This window comes from Arthrobacter sp. 2MCAF15, assembly GCF_052115605.1.
In the GTDB taxonomy this organism is placed as follows: domain Bacteria; phylum Actinomycetota; class Actinomycetes; order Actinomycetales; family Micrococcaceae; genus Arthrobacter.
Genome location: NZ_JBFRGZ010000004.1, coordinates 352415 through 371377, shown reverse-complemented (window position 1 = coordinate 371377; position 18963 = coordinate 352415). Strand labels below are relative to the sequence as shown.

The 18963-nt window shown below is 67.2% G+C and carries 16 protein-coding genes; 10 read left to right on the top strand and 6 right to left on the bottom strand.

The genetic code is table 11. The features are described 5' to 3' along the window. Positions 1-681: 681 nt before the first annotated feature. Positions 682-1779, top strand: a complete 1098-nt coding sequence (locus AB4089_RS07610) for an AAA family ATPase (protein WP_441408677.1) — start codon at positions 682-684, stop codon at positions 1777-1779. A gap of 38 nt (positions 1780-1817) precedes the next feature. Here the strand turns inward: AB4089_RS07610 and AB4089_RS07605 are convergent, their stop codons facing one another. From AB4089_RS07605 to AB4089_RS07595, 3 genes are all read right to left on the bottom strand, one after another. Further along, complete coding sequence (locus tag AB4089_RS07605; protein ID WP_441408676.1) at positions 1818-4211, bottom strand: ATP-binding cassette domain-containing protein; 2394 nt, start codon at positions 4209-4211, stop codon at positions 1818-1820. Between the two features lie 134 nt (positions 4212-4345). Beyond that, positions 4346-4765: a VOC family protein gene (locus AB4089_RS07600; RefSeq protein WP_441408675.1), complete on the bottom strand. Its 420-nt coding sequence runs from the start codon at positions 4763-4765 to the stop codon at positions 4346-4348. After that, on the bottom strand, positions 4762-5193 hold the full coding sequence (locus AB4089_RS07595; protein WP_441408692.1) for a helix-turn-helix transcriptional regulator: 432 nt from the start codon (positions 5191-5193) through the stop codon (positions 4762-4764). The genes AB4089_RS07600 and AB4089_RS07595 overlap by 4 nt, the downstream gene beginning before the upstream one ends. A gap of 121 nt (positions 5194-5314) precedes the next feature. On the opposite strand from AB4089_RS07595, the gene AB4089_RS07590 reads away from it, so the two are divergent. The 5 genes from AB4089_RS07590 (at position 5315) to AB4089_RS07570 (ending at position 10314) form a co-directional block, all read left to right on the top strand. Beyond that, complete coding sequence (locus AB4089_RS07590) at positions 5315-6616, top strand: type III polyketide synthase (protein ID WP_441408674.1); 1302 nt, start codon at positions 5315-5317, stop codon at positions 6614-6616. Between the two features lie 41 nt (positions 6617-6657). Beyond that, positions 6658-7392 carry a class I SAM-dependent methyltransferase gene (locus AB4089_RS07585; RefSeq protein ID WP_441408691.1) on the top strand — a complete coding sequence of 245 codons (735 nt, stop codon included), beginning with the start codon at positions 6658-6660 and terminating at the stop codon, positions 7390-7392. Beyond that, complete coding sequence (locus AB4089_RS07580; RefSeq protein ID WP_441408673.1) at positions 7385-8563, top strand: FAD-dependent oxidoreductase; 1179 nt, start codon at positions 7385-7387, stop codon at positions 8561-8563. The genes AB4089_RS07585 and AB4089_RS07580 overlap by 8 nt, the downstream gene beginning before the upstream one ends. Positions 8564-8652: 89 nt before the next feature. Beyond that, on the top strand, positions 8653-9633 hold the full coding sequence (locus tag AB4089_RS07575) for a hypothetical protein (protein WP_441408672.1): 981 nt from the start codon (positions 8653-8655) through the stop codon (positions 9631-9633). 9 nt (positions 9634-9642) lie between these two features. After that, positions 9643-10314 (top strand): peptide deformylase, encoded by a 672-nt coding sequence (locus tag AB4089_RS07570; RefSeq protein WP_441408671.1) that lies wholly within the window; start codon positions 9643-9645, stop codon positions 10312-10314. Between the two features lie 22 nt (positions 10315-10336). Here the strand turns inward: AB4089_RS07570 and AB4089_RS07565 are convergent, their stop codons facing one another. Further along, positions 10337-12406, bottom strand: a complete 2070-nt coding sequence (locus AB4089_RS07565) for a prolyl oligopeptidase family serine peptidase (RefSeq protein ID WP_441408670.1) — start codon at positions 12404-12406, stop codon at positions 10337-10339. 178 nt (positions 12407-12584) lie between these two features. On the opposite strand from AB4089_RS07565, the gene AB4089_RS07560 reads away from it, so the two are divergent. From AB4089_RS07560 to AB4089_RS07545, 4 genes are all read left to right on the top strand, one after another. After that, positions 12585-13466 carry a methyltransferase domain-containing protein gene (locus AB4089_RS07560; protein WP_441408669.1) on the top strand — a complete coding sequence of 294 codons (882 nt, stop codon included), beginning with the start codon at positions 12585-12587 and terminating at the stop codon, positions 13464-13466. Positions 13467-13677: 211 nt separating this feature from the next. Continuing rightward, entirely contained in the window at positions 13678-14139 is a 462-nt protein-coding gene (locus AB4089_RS07555) for an NfeD family protein (RefSeq protein WP_441408668.1), read from the top strand. A gap of 91 nt (positions 14140-14230) precedes the next feature. Continuing rightward, positions 14231-15187, top strand: coding sequence for an SPFH domain-containing protein (locus AB4089_RS07550; protein WP_441408667.1), 957 nt, complete (start codon positions 14231-14233; stop codon positions 15185-15187). Between the two features lie 367 nt (positions 15188-15554). Further along, a complete protein-coding gene (locus AB4089_RS07545; protein WP_208748926.1) occupies positions 15555-15902 on the top strand; it encodes an RNA polymerase-binding protein RbpA in 348 nt (115 codons plus the stop codon). Between the two features lie 135 nt (positions 15903-16037). Here the strand turns inward: AB4089_RS07545 and AB4089_RS07540 are convergent, their stop codons facing one another. Continuing rightward, positions 16038-16775 carry a polyprenol monophosphomannose synthase gene (locus AB4089_RS07540; protein WP_441408666.1) on the bottom strand — a complete coding sequence of 246 codons (738 nt, stop codon included), beginning with the start codon at positions 16773-16775 and terminating at the stop codon, positions 16038-16040. Positions 16776-17284: 509 nt separating this feature from the next. Then, positions 17285-18961: an amidohydrolase gene (locus tag AB4089_RS07535; RefSeq protein ID WP_441408665.1), complete on the bottom strand. Its 1677-nt coding sequence runs from the start codon at positions 18959-18961 to the stop codon at positions 17285-17287. Positions 18962-18963 lie beyond the last annotated feature (2 nt).

The following is an 18963-nucleotide window of genomic DNA, read 5'->3' as shown; positions in this document are numbered from 1 at the left end:
GACTTGCCAGTGGTCCCAATCGGCCAATCGCCTGTGTTCCCGCAGGTCACAGGTACTTTTCTGCTGCAGTCGCGGGGGCGCCGGGTGGCAATGTGCGGAGGAGGGGTGATCGTGCATCGGATGCAATAATCACGGTACTACTTTACATAATGTTGATTATCGGCATTATAGAATCAGCCGGAAGGGGCTGATATTGGGCATTCTGAAGAACGTCTTTGAGGCGCCAGCTCACGACAGCGATCCCAGTCCGGTATTCAGGCGACATCGGCGTGCAAATTCGAACGGCATGTTAGCGGCGTGCACTTCGCGAGATGCCGACGTCGTCTGTAGGCATTCGTATCGGCTGCCCAAAACAATCCGGCTGCCGAATAACGCCAGCCGCAAGCTGATGGAATTCCGAGTTCCTCGGGCTGTCGTCGGCAGGCTGTAGAAAAATGCCCGACCGCGACGCATGGCCGATCTGGATGCCTGCCGGCTGAGCATTGTGTCGCCGCCACTGCGACGCGCCCTGGCGAAGCATTAAGGTGAATGGTCAGACCAGGGCATAGCTGGCCCGACTCCCCCAGCGGCAACCCACCGGAGCGTCCAAATGAGGCCGTCAGCTAGCAGGGTCAGGGTGGTAGGCTGGCCGAAGTTTCACCAGTTTCACCAGTTTCACCTACATTCACCCCGGAGGCGTCGGTGCAGAATCCCTTTAAACCCACTGCTGGAGCTACCCCGCCGGACCTGATCGGACGCGCAGGGCTCCTGGACGAATTCGAATACGGCCTGCGGCAGGGTTCGGGCGCCCCGGGGCTCCTCACCATCATCACTGGCTCCAGGGGCATCGGCAAGACCGTCATGTTGAGCGCTGCAGAGGCGATCGCCAGGAGCCAGGGCTGGGCCGTGGTCTCCCGGACGGCCAATCCGGGGTTCCTGGCCAGAATCGGTGATGACATGCTGCGCCTCATCGACGAGTTCGGCGACGGCCCGCCCACCCGGAAGATCACCGCCTTCTCCGCGGCGGGATTCGGCCTGACCACCCAGCTCCCCCAGGAGCGGGTGCCGGACTGGCGCCGGACCGGCGAGGAGCTGCTGCGGCTGCTGGATGAGAAAGGTACAGGCCTGGTCATCACCATTGACGAGATCCACGCCGTCGACCGGACCGAAATCTCACAACTGGCCGCCGATGTGCAGCACTTCATCCGCGACGGTCTCCCCATCGGCCTGGTCTTTGCCGGTTTGCCGTCTGCCGTGTCCGACCTGCTCAACGAAGGCGTGGCCACCTTCCTGCGGCGGGCCGACAGGATCAATCTTCATGAGGCGGCAATCGCTGAGGTCACCGCGTCCTTCCTCGAACTGTTCAGCGAGGGAGGCATCGAGGTTTCTGCGGACCTGATGAGCGAGGCGGCGGAGGCAACTGAAGGCTACCCGTTCCTCATTCAGCTCGTCGGCTACTACCTGTGGATGGAGGCAGACAGGGCCGGGTGGACCTTGGGCGCGGACAGCGTCCGCACCGCCATTGCGGCCGCGCAAAGGCGGAATACCCTGGTGGTCGTCGAGTCGGCGCTCTCAGACGTCTCCGAAAAGGACCGTGAGTTCCTCGATGCCATGGCCGAGCAGGACGGCTCCTCAACGGCTGCCCAGATCGGCCACATCATCGAGTCAAGGCCCAATGTGGTGTCCAAGTACCGCAACAGGCTCATTGCGGCCGGCCTGATCGAATCAGCCGGGTATGGCAAGGTGGACTTCGCCATACCCGGCCTTCGCCAGTACCTCCGCGCCCAGGCCAGGCCCTAAACCCACTCGGGGGCAGCCCGCGGCGGGTCCCCTGTACCTCAGACGCCCACGTAGGCCGCCAGGTGCTCACCGGTGAGCGTGGAACGCTTCGCGACGAGCTCGGCGGGCGTGCCCTCGAAGACCAGCCGTCCGCCGTCGTGGCCGGCGCCGGGGCCGAGGTCGATGATCCAGTCGGCGTGGGCCATGACCGCCTGGTGGTGCTCGATGACGATGACGGACTTGCCGGACTCGACGAGACGGTCAAGGAGACCCAGCAGGTTCTGGACGTCGGCGAGGTGCAGACCCGTGGTGGGCTCGTCGAGGACGTAGACGTCGCCCTTCTCGGCCATCTGGGTGGCCAGCTTCACCCGCTGCCGCTCACCGCCGGAGAGCGTGGTAAGCGGCTGGCCGAGGGTGAGGTAGCCGAGCCCGACGTCCACGAGCCGGTCGAGGATCTTGTGGGCCGCCGGCGTACGGGCGTCCCCTTCGCTAAAGAACACCTCGGCCTCGGTCATGGACATTGCCAGCACTTCGGCGATGTTGCGGCCGCCCAGCCTGTATTCCAGCACTGGCGCCTGGAACCTGCGGCCCTCGCAGTCCTCGCAGACGGATTCCACGGTGGCCATAACACCTAGCTCGGTGAAGATGACGCCCGCGCCGTTACAAGTGGGGCAGGCGCCTTCGGAGTTGGAGCTGAAGAGTGCGGGCTTCACGCCGTTGGCCTTCGCGAACGCCTTGCGGATGGGCTCGAGAAGGCCGGTGTATGTGGCAGGATTGCTGCGCCGCGAGCCCTTGATGGCGCCCTGATCGATCACCACAACACCGTCGCGGCCGGCCACCGAGCCGTGGATCAGCGAGCTCTTGCCCGAACCGGCGACACCCGTGACCACGCACAGCACGCCGAGCGGAACGTCGACGTCCACGTCCTTGAGGTTGTGCTTCGAGGCGCCGCGCACCTCGAGCTTGCCGGCCGGCGTGCGCACCGAGTCCTTCACCGCGGCACGGTCATCGAGGTGGCGGCCGGTGATGGTGTCACTCCCCCGCAGCCCCTCGACGCTTCCCTCGAAGCAGACGCGGCCACCCTCGGTGCCCGCACCGGGGCCGAGGTCGACAACATGGTCAGCGATGGCGATGGTCTCCGGCTTGTGCTCGACGACGAGTACAGTGTTGCCCTTGTCGCGCAGCTGCAGCAGCAGCTGGTTCATCCGCTCAATGTCATGCGGGTGCAGGCCGATCGTCGGCTCGTCAAAGACATAGGTGATGTCCGTGAGGGACGAGCCCAGGTGCCGGATCATCTTGGTGCGCTGGGCCTCTCCCCCGGACAGCGTGCCCGCCGGCCGTTCCAGTGACAGGTAGCCCAGCCCGATTTCGGCGAAGGAGTCCAGCAGGTGCTGCAGGCCCTTCAGGAGTGGCGCGACAGAGGGTTCATTGAGCCCGCGGACCCACTCGGCGAGGTCGCTGATCTGCATCTCGCACAGGTCGGCGATGTTCTTGCCCTGGATCTTCGAGGACCGGGCCTCCGGGCTGAGCCGCGTGCCGTCGCACTCGGGGCAGGACTGGAACGTGATGGCGCGTTCCACGAAGGCCCGGACATGCGGCTGCATCGCCTCGACGTCCTTGGAGAGCATCGACTTCTGGATCTTGGGAATCAGTCCCTCATAGGTGAGGTTGATGCCCTCGACCTTGATTTTGGTCGGTTCCTTGTAGAGAAGGTCGTCCAGTTCCTTCTTGGTGAACTTGCTGATCGGCTTGTCCATGTTGAAGCCGGCGCCGCTGAAGATGCGCCCGTACCAGCCGTCCATGCTGTAGCCGGGGATCGTGAGGGCGCCGCCGGCGAGCGACTTGCTGTCGTCGTACAGCGCGGTGAGGTCGAAGTCGGAGACCGAGCCCATGCCCTCGCACCGCGGACACATGCCGCCGAGGTAGACCGCACCGTGCACCACGTTCTTCTCGACCCGGCCACCGGCCTTCTCGGTGCTCATCACCCCGCTTGCCTTCCGCGTCGGGACGTTGAAGGAAAACGCAGTGGGCGGGCCCACGTGGGGTGATCCCAGCCGGCTGAAGAGTATCCGGAGCATGGCGTTGGCGTCGGTGGCGGTGCCCACCGTGGAGCGGGGGTTGGCGCCCATCCGCTCCTGGTCGACGATGATCGCCGTCGTCAGTCCTTCGAGATGGTCGACGTCGGGCCGTGCCAGGCTGGGCATGAATCCTTGCACGAAGGCACTGTAGGTCTCGTTGATCATCCGCTGCGACTCGGCGGCGATGGTGGCGAACACGAGCGAGCTCTTGCCTGAGCCGGAAACGCCCGTGAACACCGTCAGGCGGCGCTTCGGGATCTCGACGCTGATGTCCTTCAGGTTGTTCTCGCGTGCGCCCTGCACACTGATCAGATCGTGGCTGTCCGCTACGTGCAGCGCAGGCGACTGCGTCTCCGGGCTCGTGGCAATGCTCATCGTGTCTCCATCTATTGGGCGGGGCGGCCTGCCCCAGCCGGCCTCCGCCAGCGTCGCTTTGCTCTATCTAACCAGCTGCGGGCACGTTGTCCCGAGGTTCTCTGGTTCTTTGGTTTTCCCGGTCACCGGACGGCTCAGCGCGGCTGCTGGATTCGGATCAGGTTGCCCGCGGGATCGCGGAAGGCGCAGTCGCGGACCCCATAGGGCTGGTCGGTCGGCTCCTGGACCACCTCGGCGCCGCTGGCCTGCACCCGGTCGAAGGTGGCGTCGACGTCCTTGGTGGCCAGGAGGATGCGCGCATAGGTGCCCTTGGCCATCATCTCGTCGATGGTGCGGCGTTCGTCGTCGGTGACGCCGGGGTCCGCGGCCGGGGGCTCCAGGACGATTGACGTGTCCGGCTGGTCGGCGGGGCCGACCGTGAGCCAGCGCATTCCGCCGTAGCCGACGTCGTTGCGGACCTCGAAGCCGAGGGTGTCACGATAGAACGCCAGGGCGGCGTCGGGATCGTTGTGCGGGAGGAAACTAGCGTGAATGTTGATGTCCATGGCACTCATGCTAACTGCGGCTCCAGGGCCGGTACTTCTCGATTCCTGACCGGTCTGGTGACCTGTTTCGCCACGCAGGACGGCATCCCTGCGGTCGCGCGTGCCGCCTCGCGCCGGTAGACGCTGGGTGGTACGCCAACCAGTTCGGTGAAACGGGTGCTGAAGGTGCCCAGGGACGAGCAGCCGACCGTGAAGCAGACCTCTGTGACGCTGAGGTCGCCCCGGCGCAGCAGCGCCATGGCACGCTCGATGCGCCGCGTCATCAGGTAGCTGTAGGGCGACTCGCCATAGGCCAGGCGGAACTCGCGGCTGAGGTGCCCGGCGGACATGTGCACACCGCGGGCGAGGGCCTCGACGTCGAGCGGTTGGGCGTACTCCCGGTCCATCCGGTCACGGACGCGGCGCAGCAGCGCGAGGTCGCGCAAGTGCTGCGCCATGTCGGGTTTGCTGGTCACAAGTCAGATCGTGCTACGTCGCGCCGAAGATGTCCACCCCGGACCCCAGCCAAATCCCGGGTCAGTCCATTGTCTTTGGCGGCGGGCTCACTGAGAATGAACCATGACGGTCTACCTGAGGTCCTTAGAAACTGCAGTCCCGCCAACCATTCTGGTCCAGCCCGAGGCCAGGGCCGTGTTCGCCGCCCAACCGGGGCTCACGCGGCTCGGATCCCGGCTGGTCAACACGTGCTTTGACTCCGCCGCCATCGACACCCGGCATACGGCCGTCGAGGAACTCACCACGGACAGCCGGGCAGAAGATCCCCAGTTCTTCGACCCGGCCACCGGCCTGGTACTTAGCCCCAGCACCAAGATCCGCAACGGCATATTCGCCACGGAAGCGACCAAACTCTTCATCGAGGCCGCCCAAAAAGCCCTCGATGCCTGTCCGGGAATCGAGGCGCCGGACATCACCCACCTGATCACCGTCTCCTGCACCGGATTCTTCAATCCCGGCCCGGACTACAAAATAGTCCGGGCCCTCGGCCTGAACCCGGCCGTCCAGCGGTACCACCTCGGCTTCATGGGCTGCTACGCCGCTTTCCCGGCGCTGCGGGCCGCGAAGTCGTTTTGTGAGGCGGATCCGGATGCGACGGTCCTGGTGGTCTGCGCCGAACTCTGTTCCCTCCATGTGCGGACTTCCAATGATCCGGACACCATCATGGGATCGGCCTTGTTCGCCGACGGCGCCGCAGCCGCAATCATCACCGCGCGGGACATCCCCGGCGAACCTGCCCTGCTGCGGCTGGACCACTTCGAAACCGTCCTAACGCCGGTCGGCGAGGACTCGATGGCCTGGAACATCGGCGATGAGGGCTTCGAGATGGTCCTGGGCAACTATGTCCCGCACATCATCGATGACCACATCATTGGCGCCCTCGAACCACTCCTGTCCCGCGACCCTTCGCTGCAGGGGCTCCCCTACCGGGACATCCAGCACTGGGGAATCCACCCGGGCGGCCGCAGCATCCTGGACAAGGTCCAATCCAGGCTGGACCTCAGCGACGAACAGCTGGTCCCCGCCCGCGAAACGCTCCGAAATTACGGCAACATGAGCAGCGCCACCGTCCTGTTCGTCATCCGGCACATCCTGGACCTGCCGGCCGCGAACGACGCCGGCGGCAGCGCAGGCAGCCAGGCCAACCAAAGTGACCCAGACGGCCCAGCCCGCCCAGGTGAGGAACGGATCTGCTCGATGGCCTTCGGCCCGGGCCTGACCGTGGAAACGGCGCTCTTCACCAGGCTGGTCGCTCCGCGTTCCGCTGCGGCTGCACGGCAGGAGCCGGCCGAGGCGGTGGCGGCGGTGGCCGCGGAACCAACGGATTCTGCTGACTCCGCGGAGCCGGTCTCGGTGCAGGCCTGAGGGCGGCGGCCCTGGAACCGTTCGGCGTGAATCAGTTGAGCATGGAGCGTTTCCACTCGGCCCTCCTGCGGGACCGTGCCCGGGACGCCGTCGAGGAAATGGACCTGCCCGGTTGCGATCCCGGCCAGCTGGAGCGAACCTATGCCCAGTTTGCGCTCGTCAACCGCGCAATCGCCGGCTGGCACGGTATCTATCGCACCCGGGTCCGGCCGCGGCTGTCCGCGGACTCCCCTACCTCGCTGCTGGACATCGGCTGCGGCGGAGGCGACGTTTCGGTGCTGCTTGCCCGCTGGGCCGCCCGAGATGGACTGCGCCTCGAGGTCACCGCCATTGACCCGGATCCGCGGGCCATTCTGTTCGCCCGCGGCCGCCACGCGGCAGAGAATGTCACGTTTCGGCAATCGTCCGCTGCGGAGCTGATCGAGAAGGGCGACCTGTACGACGTCGTGGTGTCCAACCATGTGCTGCACCACCTTGAGGGGCTGGCAGCGTTCCTGGCCGAGTCGGCCGCGTTGTCCCGGAGCACGGTGGTCCACAACGACATCCGCCGCAGCCCCGCCGCCTACGCGCTCTTCTTTGTCTCCTCCTGGGTGTTCACCGGCTCCTATATCCGGCGGGACGGGCTGACCTCGATCCGGCGGAGCTACACCGCCGCGGAGCTGGCCGCTGCCGCCCCCGACGGATGGACGGTTGCCCGCCACGCCCCCTTCCGGAACCTGCTGTTGCTGGACAGCGCCGACGGCGGCCCAAGGACGGGGCCCGATCCCCGTGGCTGAGGTGTTGATTGTGGGCGCCGGCCCCGTGGGACTGTTCATGGCTGCGCTGCTGCTGCAGGACGGCGTCGATGTCCAGGTCCTGGAACAGCGGAGCGCCCCGGAACCCCATTCGCGTGCCATCGGCATCCATCCGCCTGCGCTGATGGCCCTGGCCCGGGCCGGCATTGCCGGGTCCCTGGTTGCCGAGGGGGTCCAGATCCGCCGCGGAGTGGCCGTGGCCCGCGGGAAGACCCTTGCCGAGATGTCCTTCGACGGCGTCTCCGACCGGTTTCCGTTCGTCCTGTCCCTGCCCCAGTGCAGGACAGAGGCGGTGCTTGAACGTAGGGTCAGCGAGCTCGACGACGGCGCAGTACACCGCGCCGTCCGCCTCACCCGGCTCTCCGACGACGGCGCCCGGTTCACCGCCGAAGCCGAATCCCCGCGCGGCGCGCTGCGCTATTCGGCGCCGCTGCTCATAGCCGCCGACGGCGTGCGCTCCACAGTGCGGGCCAGCCAGGGCATCGGCCTGCGCGTCAAGGAGTATCCGGACAGCTACCTCATGGGAGACTTCGCCGACTGGACCGGGTTCGGTCCGGACGCCGCGCTGTTCCTGGCCGGTGCGGGCATCGTGGAGTCGTTCCCCCTGCCCGGTCAGCGGCGCCGGTGGGTCGTGCGCCTGGGGCCAGGCGATCCCCCTCCAGGCGGCCCCGCTGCCAACGGTCACGCTGCCAACGGCCAGGGCGGCGACGCGTGCTGGCTGATGCGCTGCGTGCGGGAACGGACTGGCCTGGAGATCGACGCCGGGACCAACAGCATGCTCAGCAGCTTCGGCGTCCGCTCACGTCTGGCCCGCCGGATGGTGGCCGGCCGGACGGTGCTGATCGGGGACGCGGCCCACGAGGTCAGTCCCATCGGAGGGCAGGGCATGAACCTGGGCTGGATCGATGCCGCGATGCTGGCGCCGATAGTGAAGGCGGCGGTGCGCGGCAGCGATGTGACGGGTTCCCTCAGGACTTTCGAACACACCCGGCTGAGGGCGGCAGCCCGGGCGGCACGCCAGGCGGAAATCAACATGACCCTGGGCCGGCCCCTGGCGGACGGCCTCTTGGCGGTGCGGAACCGGGCCATCGGGGGCATCGCTGCAGTTCCGGCGGTAAATTCACTGATCGCCCGCCGCTTCACGATGCACTAGCCGGCTGCCGTCGTGTGCCCCCCACCCGGGCTCCGCCTGAAGGGAGCCCACGCCGAGGACTGGACGGCGTCCCGGAATAGACTGTGCGCATGGACGGCCACCCTGTGACGCGCCGGCGCCGGATTCTGTTGCGGATCATGGCTGCCGTGGCCGTGCTTGGGACTGCGGCGTCCTGCTCGGGCAATGGGTTCCCGGGCACAGGTTCCCCAACGCCGACGACGACGGCCACACCCACCGCCGCCGGGCCTGTGACCGCGGAAATCAGCCAGTTCCGCGACAACTACAGCAAGCAAATCATCGAAATCCAGCTCACGAACTCCACCGGCAGCGCCCTGACGGTCCTGGGCGCGGAGCTGAACAGCCCGCTGTTCTCCGCTGTGATCGCCTGGCCGGCGCACTCCGGCGGGATCGTCCTCCCGCCCGGACAGACGAAGAGCCTGCCGGCACCGCTGCCCGCACCCGAATGCGGCAGCCCGGCCGCGACCACGGGGCCGCCAGGGACGAATGCTGCCTCCGGCGGCGCACCGGGCACCACCGCGTTCGTCTCCCTCCGGCTGGCGCAGCCCCCAGGCGGTGGCCCAGCCGGCGCCACAACGCCGGCGGCAGACCCATTCGGCGTCCTGGCCCGGAACAATGCCGAGATGTGCCTGACCGGTGCGGCCTCGGCCGTGGCCACGATCCGGCTCGCTCCGGACCTTGAGGTCGCCGCGGACGGGCGGACCGCCGTCGTGCGCCTGCTGGTGCAACCGCATGCCACCGATGCCGCCGATGCAGGCGGCGCTGAACTGGTGATCGACCGGATAGACGAAACCACCCTCCTCGCGGAAGCCACGCAGGCTCCATGGCCCCGCTCCTTGACGCTCCGCGCCGGCGGGCCGCCGCAGGAAGTGCGGCTCGGCATCCGGCCCGCCCGCTGCGATCCGCATGCCGTGGCCGAAGACAAGGTGGGCACGCTCCTGCCGCTGCGGGTCAGGGTGGCCGGCCGGGAGGGGGTCCTGAAAGTAGGCGCCGATGACCAACTTCGAGGCCGGATGTACGACTTTGTTACAACCGCGTGCGGCCGCCAGTAGTGTGGGGGCATGTCCAATGACGCCAGGCCCACCGACTTCAGCGCCGCCCGGATTAGCGAAACGGTCCAGGAGATCCTCAGCGCGGGTATCCTTCCGCCGATTGTCCAGGCAGGGCATCCCGTGCTTCGGCACGTGGCGGCACCATACGAGGGCCAGTTGACGGACGCCGAACTCGGTCACCTCATCGACCTCATGCGCAGCGTAATGCACAAGGCCCCCGGGGTTGGCCTGGCGGCACCGCAGCTGGGGATTCCGCTGCAGATCGCAGTCCTGGAGGACCAGTTCGACGTCGACGCCGAGGTAGCCGCAGTCCGTGGCCGGGAGCCGCTGCCGTTCTTTGCCATGGTGAACCCGAGCTATCGGATCCTTGGCCCCAAGTCAGTGGCGTTCTACGAAGGCTGCCTCTCCATTGGGGGCCTGCAGGCTGCGGTGATGCGGCCGGAATCGGTCCAGCTCGACTTCACGGCGCCGGACGGCACGCCGATGCAGCGGTCCTTCTCCGGCTGGCAGGCACGGATTGTCCAGCATGAGACCGACCACCTGCACGGGGTCCTGTTCCTTGACCGGGCAGAGCTGCGCTCCATCAGCAGCAGTGCCGAATACTCCGCCCGCTGGGCGCAGCCGGACATCAGCCGCGCCCGGCAGGAACTGGGGTTCCTGCCGGACCCGGCGGAGGACTGATGCGGCCGACTAGGGCGGCCGACTACGGCTGCGGTGCCGGATTCCCGGCGGATGGAAGGTAGCGCGCCCACCACTTCAGGATCTCGTCGAACCGCTGCTTCCGGTGGTGCGGGGTGCCGGAACGGGACAGCTCGTGGTTCTCGCCCGGGAAGACCAGGAACCCGGTCTCCACGCCCCGCTGCTTGAGGGCGGTGAAATACCGCTGCCCCTGCTCCACAGGGCACCGGAGATCCTCCTCGCTGTGGATCACCAGCGAGGGCGTCCGCACGTCGTCCACGCGGGCCATGGGGCTCTGGGCCGCCATTTGCTCCTCGGACCGGCCGGTGTATTCGCCGCCGAAGAACCAACCGATGTCAGAGGAACCCATGAAGCTCACAGGATCGAGGAAACCGCGCTCGACGATCGCCGCCCGGAAGCGGTGGTCGTGGCTGATGGTCCACGCCGTCAGGTAGCCGCCGTAGGATCCGCCCATGATGCCGACATTCTCTGCGTCCAGATCCTCGAACTTCTCTACGGCCCCGTCCAGGAAGGCGAGGACGTCCTGCATGTCCACCGTTCCCATCCGCTCCTTGATGGTCCGTCCGTGCTCCTGGCCGTAGCCGGCCGAGCCCCGCGGATTGCACATGAGTACGGCATATCCGGCCCCGGCGTAGACCTGGGCTTCGTCGAACAATGCCACGCTGAACTGGGCAAATGGGCCGCCGTGGATGTTCAGCAGCACCGGGTGCGGGCCCGGGCCTGCCGGCTTCACGAGCCAGCCATGGACCGGGTACCCGTCCGCTGAGGGCAAGGTCAGTTCCTGCGGCTCGCTGATGCCCGCGACGCTCCGCAGCGGCGCGGAGAAATCCGTCAGGCGCCGCACCCGCCCGCCGTCGAGCACTGCGAGGTCGCCTGCCGTGGTGGAATCGGTGAAACTGACCACCAGGGACCCACCGCCGTCCGTAGCGCCGGTCACCACACGGCTTCCCTCCAGGAGGACGGTGTGGCCGCCCGTAGCGCCGAACTCGTGCAGTTCCACGGTCCCCCGCGCATTGTTGAGGACCAGCGCGCCGGCGGGGCCGCGCAGCTCGATCCGGTTGCTGCCGGAGAGGTCAAGAGTCTCGGCGTCGCTGAGCGCCGTGGCTTGTCCGCCGCCGGCCGGCATGGCGTACAGGGCGGTGTTCCGGCCAACGAAGTCCCGGCCGGATGGGCCCAGGTCCTGCGCGAGGAAGAACAGCCACTTCCCGTCCGCGGACTGGCGCACCGCACTGACGGTCTGTGGCCGGGCATTGGCCGGTGTGATGGCCTGCGGCTGCCCTCCGGCGGCGGGAATCGCATAGATCCGGCTGACGAGGTCGGTGTCCTGGCCTTCATGAAGCGCCGCCGTGACGTAGATAGTGCCGCCGTCGGAGCTGAAGCTGGCGCCGTTGTGATCGGCTGGACCGGTGGTGAGCTGCTTGGCGGCCGGCAGCACGCGGCCGGCAGCCTCCGTGGGATCAGCCGCGGCGCCGAGTGCCTTCAGCGCGCGTCCGGCCGGGGCCACCTTCGGCTCGGCATCGAGCTGCGGGACTTCGAGGAGGAACAGGTGCAGGGGCTTGTCAGCGGTGTAGCCAAGACCGTTTATCCGGTACTTGAAATCGGTGATCAGCCGGGCGTCCTCGCTGCCCGCGCCCACGCCGTCGACGCTGCCGTACCGGCCCTCATCAGGGGTCCTGGCACTGAAGACAATGGTCCGGGAATCGGGTGACCAGGCGAAGGAGCTGACTCCCAGCGGGGCTGCCGTCAGCGGCTGCGGTTCGCCGCCGGTTGCCTCCACGACGTGCAGCTGCGGCTTGCCGCCGGGGGCCGCGCGCAGGAAGGCAAGGGCCTGCCCGTCCGGCGAAAAGTCAGGTGCCGTGTCCCGGAATCCGCGGGTCAAACGGCGCGGCCGTTGGGCAGGATCGTTGTAGTCCAGGACGTCCAAGCCCGGGTCTACGGGGACGGTCCAGAGCTGTCCCACGTAGGCGTCGGCGTCGAAGTCCGGCCGAATTACGGACACCACGGCGCGAGAGCCGTCAGGGTGCACGGCGGGGGCGGAGACGGAATTGAGCAGCGGAAGTTGTTCAGATTTCACGCTTGCGAGCCTAGCCCGTGGTGCGCGCACTGTGAAATACCTCACTCCCTGCGGTGCGGCGCGGACGCTCCAACCGTCCACCCGCGGTGCGGAGGGCCGGCCCCGGACCGTTCCCAAGTAGCCCGCCGCGTGTTCCCTGTCCCGCAGGGAGTACCGGATCCCCGCTTAGGATGAAGCTATGCCTCCCGCCCCCGAACTCCCCCTCCTGTGCCCGGTGTGCCGGAACGTTCTCCGGCCCGGCGGGGGCGCGGCCCCCACCCTCGTGTGCGGCGGCGGCCACAGCTTTGATGCCGCCAAGCAGGGATACTTCAACTTCCTGGTCGGCAAGGGAACCGTGTTTGAAGCGGATACAGCCGACATGGTGGCCGCCCGATTCGATTTCCTCTCCGCCGGGCACTATCGGCCGCTGGCCGAAGCCGTCGCAGCGATGGCCGCACCCGCCGTCCTGGAGGCCACGTCCCGCCACCCGGTGGTGCTGGACGCCGGAACGGGAACTGGCCACTACCTCAGGGCCCTGCTCGATCGGGTGGCAGTGGATCGGCAGGACGGTGACTGGGCCGCCGCAATCGGCTTGGACATTTCGAAGTTCGCACTGCGCCGCGCCGCAAGGATGAATCCGGAAGCCGTGAATGTGGTCGCGGATGTCTGGCAGCCGCTGCCCGTCGCGGATAACGCCGTCGACGTCGTCACGGTGGTCTTTGCGCCGCGCAACGCGCCCGAGTTCGCCCGGGTGCTCCGACCCGGCGGCCGGCTGGTAGTGGTCACGCCGCGGCCCGGCCACCTGGCCGAGGTTGCCGGGCAGGCCGGGATGTTGGGGATCGAGCCGGGCAAGGACGAGCGTCTCGTCGCGTCCCTGGGCCAGCACTTCGCGCCCGTCGAATCGCGGGATCTGGACCTGCCGTTGTCCCTGAGCCCGCGTGACGTGGCCAACCTTGCGTTCATGGGGCCCGCAGGCCATCACCTGGACCGTGCCGCGCTCGGCGCCCTCGAGGCCAGTCTTCCGGAGCGGACCGCCGTCTCGGCACGCTTCCGGATCAGCGTTTTTGAACGCATCGCGTGAACACTCCCGGGGTGCTGCGGAGCGGTTCAGGACGCCCCTAGACCACCAGGGCGGGGACTCCGGACGGAGAAATTGCCCCGGGAAATAACGACTTGGCCACTTTGGCCATGAATTTCCGCCTGCCGGTCCCAGCCCTCTGCCTTCCGCATAGTATGGAAATACAGTTACTGGGGGGCTGTGCCTTCAGCTCCCGGAACTCAAGGGGGAATTGATGTCTGTATGGCTGGTCGAGAATTGGTGGGCGCTTTGGCTCGCGCTGTTTCTCCTGTTTGCCGTGGTCGAGATGCTCACCCTGGACCTGTTTTTCATCATGCTCGGCGGCGGCGCTCTCGCCGGATTAGTAGCGGACTTCGCGGGGGCCGATCTGTGGCTTCAAATTATTGCCTTCTGCGTGGCATCCCTGCTGATGATCGGCTTTGTCCGGCCGGTGGCACTTAAACACCTCCATCGAGGCCCTGCAGATCAACGCACGAACATTGAGCGGCTCATCGGCGAATCCGCCGTCGTCATGGAAGCGGTAAGCGAAAGCGGCGGGCTCGTCAAAATCGGCGGGGACGTCTGGAGCGCGCGGTCCGAATCGGGAGTCCTGGCACCCGGCCAACAGGCGGTGGTCAGCGCCATCGACGGTGCCACTGCCATCGTGGCGCCGCAGCCGGAATCGGCCATCCAATAGGGGACGCCAGTTCTGCGGTCACCTGCAGGCAGCAGGCCGCGGATCTGCAAGGAGCGGGACCAAAACCAAACAACTGGGGAATAGGTGAAGTATGAATATCGCAGTCGCAATTGTGCTGCTGGTACTAATTGTGTTCGTAATTATTGTGCTGGTCCGGTCGGTCCGGATCATTCCACAGGCCCGGGCCGGCGTCGTTGAACGGCTGGGCAAATACCAACGCACCCTGAATCCCGGCCTGACCTTGCTGATTCCCTTTGTGGACCGCCTGCTGCCATTGCTGGACTTGCGTGAACAGGTGGTTTCTTTCCCGCCGCAGCCCGTCATCACCGAGGACAACCTGGTTGTTTCGATCGACACCGTGGTCTATTTCCAAGTCACTGACGCCCGGGCCGCCACCTACGAGATCGCCAACTACATCCAGGCCGTGGAACAGCTCACCACCACCACCCTGCGCAACGTGGTCGGCGGACTCAACCTCGAGGAAGCGCTGACGTCCCGCGACCAGATCAACGGCCAGCTCCGCGGAGTCCTGGACGAGGCGACCGGACGCTGGGGCATCCGCGTCTCCCGAGTGGAGCTCAAGGCGATCGATCCGCCCCACTCGATCCAGGATTCGATGGAGAAGCAGATGCGGGCCGAGCGTGACCGTCGCGCCGCCATCCTGACCGCGGAAGGAACCAAGCAGTCTGCAATCCTCACCGCCGAAGGCCAGCGCCAGTCCTCCATCCTGAAAGCCGAAGGTGACGCCAAAGCCGCAATCCTGAGGGCAGACGGCGAGGCGCAGGCCATCCAGAAGGTCTTCGACGCGATCCACAAGGGCAACCCGGACCAGAAACTGCTGGCTTACCAGTACCTGCAGACTCTCCCGAAGATCGCCGAAGGCAGCTCGAACAAGCTGTGGATTGTTCCGAGCGAGATCGGCGAGGCACTCAAGGGGATCGGCAGCGTCCTGGGCGGCGTCCCGGCCCAGGTGCAGGAGCCGTCGACGCCGGAGGCTGCTCCGCAGCCAGCGCCCGCGGCGGCTGACGGCCAAGTAAGCCGGTCCTAGCCCCCGGCACCTGTCGGCCCCCGCAGCCCCGCCTTTCCGGCGCGGTTGCGGGGGCCAACCAGCTTAAGGCCTGATTGGCCGGGTACAGCCTACGCAGTTCGCGCTGCATGGGTACTCGCTTTACCTCACCCACACCACTCCCGTATACTTGAATATTTGTCCGGTCCGTTCAGTCGTCCGGAACAAATACGCTCCGCACAGCGTTGATTCCAATGACGTTCCAAACAGTTTTGTTCACTGGTGACTGTCATTTGGCCGGGCCACACGGGCCAGGCACGGTACAGCGCTGTGCAACCAGAAGTCCGGCGCCCGACGGTCCCCGGACAACGCAGGGCTTGACCCTGCGAACCGAATAGAGGGAGAAAAGATGAGCGATCGCAGCCTGCGGGGTATGCGCCTTGGCGCACAGAGCATGGAGACCGAATCCGGCGTCGAACCGGCTCCGCGCCAGCGGGTTGAATACCGTTGCGAGGACGGCGAGCAGGTGTTCGTGACGTTCTCCTCGGAAGCCGAAATCCCCCCGGTCTGGGTTTCGAAGACGGGCAAGGAAGCCTTGCTGGTGGACGGCGAACGCCCCGTCAACAGCAATGAAAAGGCAGTGCGCACGCACTGGGACATGCTGCTGGAACGCCGCACGCTTCCCGAGCTTGAGCAGATCCTCGAAGACCGCCTCACCATCCTGCGCGAACGCCGCGGCGAACGCCGCTCGGCCTAGAGCCCGGCGCACACGCTACGGCAAGGGCCGGGCCCGCATCACTTGATTGATGCGGGCCCGGCCCTTTTCTGTGGCAAGAGCCTTGTGTGCCTTAGGTGCCCTGCGGGACGGGAGCCGTCCGCGCTGCCGGTGGTCCTACTTGCCGTCCTGCTTACCGCGTAGCTTGTTCCAGCGGGCAGTCAGTCCCCATTTGGTGACGTTGATCATGGCTTCCACCACGATGTTGCCGCTCATTTTCGAAGCGCCGAGCTCGCGCTCGACGAAGGTGATGGGGCGCTCCACGATCGTCAGCCCGAGCTTGGCCACCCGCCAGGCCAGGTCCACCTGGAAGCCGTAGCCCACCGAGTCCACCGCATCCAGGTTCAGCTTCTCCAGAGTGGTCCGGCGGAACGCGCGGAAACCACCGGTCACGTCCTTGATTTTCACGCCCAGCATGATCCGGGCATAGGTGCTGCCGACTCGGCTGATGGCCTGCCGGTAGATGGGCCAGTTGACCACACTGCCGCCGGGCACCCAGCGCGACCCCATGGCGAGGTCCGCGCCTTGCTCCACGGCCTCAATCAGCTGGGGCAGCTGTTCGGGCTGGTGCGAGCCGTCCGCGTCCATCTCTACGAGGATGTCGTAGCCGGCGTCCAGGCCCCACTTAAAGCCCGCGATGTACGCGGCTCCGAGCCCGGCCTTTCCAGCGCGGTGCAGGACGTGGACCTGGCCGTCTTCGGCGGCCATGCGGTCTGCCAGCTGCCCCGTGCCGTCGGGGCTGTTGTCGTCGACAACCAGCACGTCGGACGCGGGCACGGCTGTGCGCAGGCGACCGAGGGTCTTGGGCAACGATTCCAGCTCGTTATAGGTGGGGATGATGGTGAGGACACGCACAGCGAGGCCTTTCCTTGAAGGGAGCGGTCGGTGCGCCGAAAGACGATCGTTCGGGAAATTCAGGCGCAACTTCCCATTATAGGGAGTTGTGCGCGCATGACAGGCCCGCATCATCGCCCGGGCAGGTCCACCCGCTTCGGGCCAGTTCCGTCAGGCCTGAAAATTGCGGCGCCGGAACCGTTTTCTGCTGCGAAGTAGACCCGCCCCCTGGGGGTGCCCGTGGTCATGACCAGAATAAGTTCCCGCGGGTGCGGCAACCTGGAATGGACCGGGGACTGCCGGAGCCTGCGCCATACGCAAGCCGCCGTTGCCCCTCAATGCTACGGGGGCGGCCCGATCTGTCAACCGAGCCGTGACCTGCCCTTATGTCCGTCGTTCCAGTTCAGGGCGGAGCGGCGCGGGGGAATGTTTCGGCTCCGTAGGCTTGATGACGGGCCTTAGTGACGGGCGTTAGTGACAGGGGCCCGACGGCGGCCGCCCGGTTCGGGTGCCCAGTTGAGGTGACCGGCTCAGGCGCCCAGGCCGCCACTGGCATGGAGCCGCTGGCCGTCTCGTACGGTCAGGAGGCAGGCTGGGTCGCTTCCGGTGTCCAGCGCAGGCAGGAGCGGTGTCCGGGCGCGCGGGTCGGTGCTCCAGGACTGCACCCTTCCGTCGGAGACCTGGACCATGAGTTCCTCGACTTCCCAGACCGCGAAGCTGGCCGGAGCCCCCGGCACCAGTTGTCCGGCCATCGGGTTGGGGTAGCGGGCAGCCCGCCAGCCGGCGCGGGTGTGGCCAAGGAACGCTGCCCGGGCGGAGATCTGCTCCGCAGGGTTGGTGTGCTGCAGGCAGGCCCTCACACTGGACCACGGCCGCAGTGGCGTCACCGGGCTGTCGCTGCCGAAGCAGATCGGCACGCCGGCTGAGTAGAAGCTTGCAAAGGGGTTCATTCCCAGCTGCCGGGAACCGAGGCGCTGCTGGTACAGGCTGTTCTCACCGCCCCACAGTGCGTCGAAGACCGGCTGGGCGCTGACGGTAATCGAATAGCGTGCGAGCCGGCTGATGGCCGCGGGGTCGGCGAGTTCGACGTGCTCGAAACGGTGCCCTGCGGCGCGGACGCGCTGCTCCCCTACCTCGGCGGCAGCCAGGTCGAGGGCGTCCAGGGCCGCGTCCAGGCCGGCGTCGCCGATCACGTGGAAGCCTGCCTGGATCCCCAGGAGCGAGCACGCCGCAAGGTGGGCCGCTGCGTCGGCGACGGAGAGGTACTGGCTGCCGCGCTCTCCGGGGGCGTCGGCGTAGTCCGCGCGGAGGGACGCGGTCCGTGAGCCGATGGAGCCGTCGATGTTGAGGTCGCCGGCCAGGCCCAGGACCGCGATACCCAGTCCGTCCAGGATGGAGCGGGCATGTTCCTCGGATGTGGCGAGCTCACCCCAGTACGGCAGGATCTCCGGCACCGCCATGCCGGCCGCGTTGTCTGCCTGGTTCTCCCCGCCGGGGGTGGTGTTCCAGGCCGAGGCGACCTGCAGGTCCTCGATGCTCCCGATGTGCGGGGCGGCCATTTCGGCGAGGGCAACGTACCCGTTGGCGGCCGCCTCTGTGAGGGCCCGCTGCTGGTAGGCGCGCAGCGCGGCCGTCGGGAGTTGGCGGGCCGCCAGGCGGGCGGCGGTGTGCGCCCCGCGCTTGACCTGGCCGCCGCCGCCGTCGCCGTCGAGGCCGTCCAGCCGCGCAGCCGCCGCCAGAGAGCTGGACACGAGGGCCGAGTGGACATCCACGCGCGACAGATAGACCTGGCGGCCGCCGGCCGCGCGTTCGATTTCCTCCCGGGAGGGCAGGGTGGGATCGGCCCACGTGGTTTCGTCCCAGCCGTGGCCCAGGACGGTTCCGGATACGGAGGCGCTGGAAGCCGCAACAGCATCGAGCAGTTCGGCGGCCGAGCGCGCGCCCGCCAGCTGGAGCCCGTCCAGCGCGATTCCTGTTTCCGTCAGGTGGGCGTGGGAATCGACGAAACCCGGTGCCAGGAGTGCGCCCTGCAGATCGATGATCTCCATGCTGGAGTCCGCGATGGAGGACGCAGCCTGCTCGGACCCGACCCAGGCCACGGTGTCGCCGTCGACCAGCATGGCGGTGGCAAAGGGATCGGCCGCTGTGTAGACGGAGCCATTGCGGTACAGCGTGACGTTGCGGGCGGCGGCCGGCGAATCGGTCATGG

Coding starts and splice junctions, on each gene's coding strand:
- AB4089_RS07605 (WP_441408676.1), bottom strand. CDS start 4,211: ATGAGCATTGCCACGAGCCCGGAGACGCAGTCGCCTGCGCTGCACGTA.
- AB4089_RS07600 (WP_441408675.1), bottom strand. CDS start 4,765: ATGAGTGCCATGGACATCAACATTCACGCTAGTTTCCTCCCGCACAAC.
- AB4089_RS07595 (WP_441408692.1), bottom strand. CDS start 5,193: ATGGCGCAGCACTTGCGCGACCTCGCGCTGCTGCGCCGCGTCCGTGAC.
- AB4089_RS07590 (WP_441408674.1), top strand. CDS start 5,315: ATGACGGTCTACCTGAGGTCCTTAGAAACTGCAGTCCCGCCAACCATT.
- AB4089_RS07585 (WP_441408691.1), top strand. CDS start 6,658: ATGGAGCGTTTCCACTCGGCCCTCCTGCGGGACCGTGCCCGGGACGCC.
- AB4089_RS07575 (WP_441408672.1), top strand. CDS start 8,653: ATGGACGGCCACCCTGTGACGCGCCGGCGCCGGATTCTGTTGCGGATC.
- AB4089_RS07570 (WP_441408671.1), top strand. CDS start 9,643: ATGTCCAATGACGCCAGGCCCACCGACTTCAGCGCCGCCCGGATTAGC.
- AB4089_RS07560 (WP_441408669.1), top strand. CDS start 12,585: ATGCCTCCCGCCCCCGAACTCCCCCTCCTGTGCCCGGTGTGCCGGAAC.
- AB4089_RS07555 (WP_441408668.1), top strand. CDS start 13,678: ATGTCTGTATGGCTGGTCGAGAATTGGTGGGCGCTTTGGCTCGCGCTG.
- AB4089_RS07550 (WP_441408667.1), top strand. CDS start 14,231: ATGAATATCGCAGTCGCAATTGTGCTGCTGGTACTAATTGTGTTCGTA.
- AB4089_RS07545 (WP_208748926.1), top strand. CDS start 15,555: ATGAGCGATCGCAGCCTGCGGGGTATGCGCCTTGGCGCACAGAGCATG.
- AB4089_RS07535 (WP_441408665.1), bottom strand. CDS start 18,961: ATGACCGATTCGCCGGCCGCCGCCCGCAACGTCACGCTGTACCGCAAT.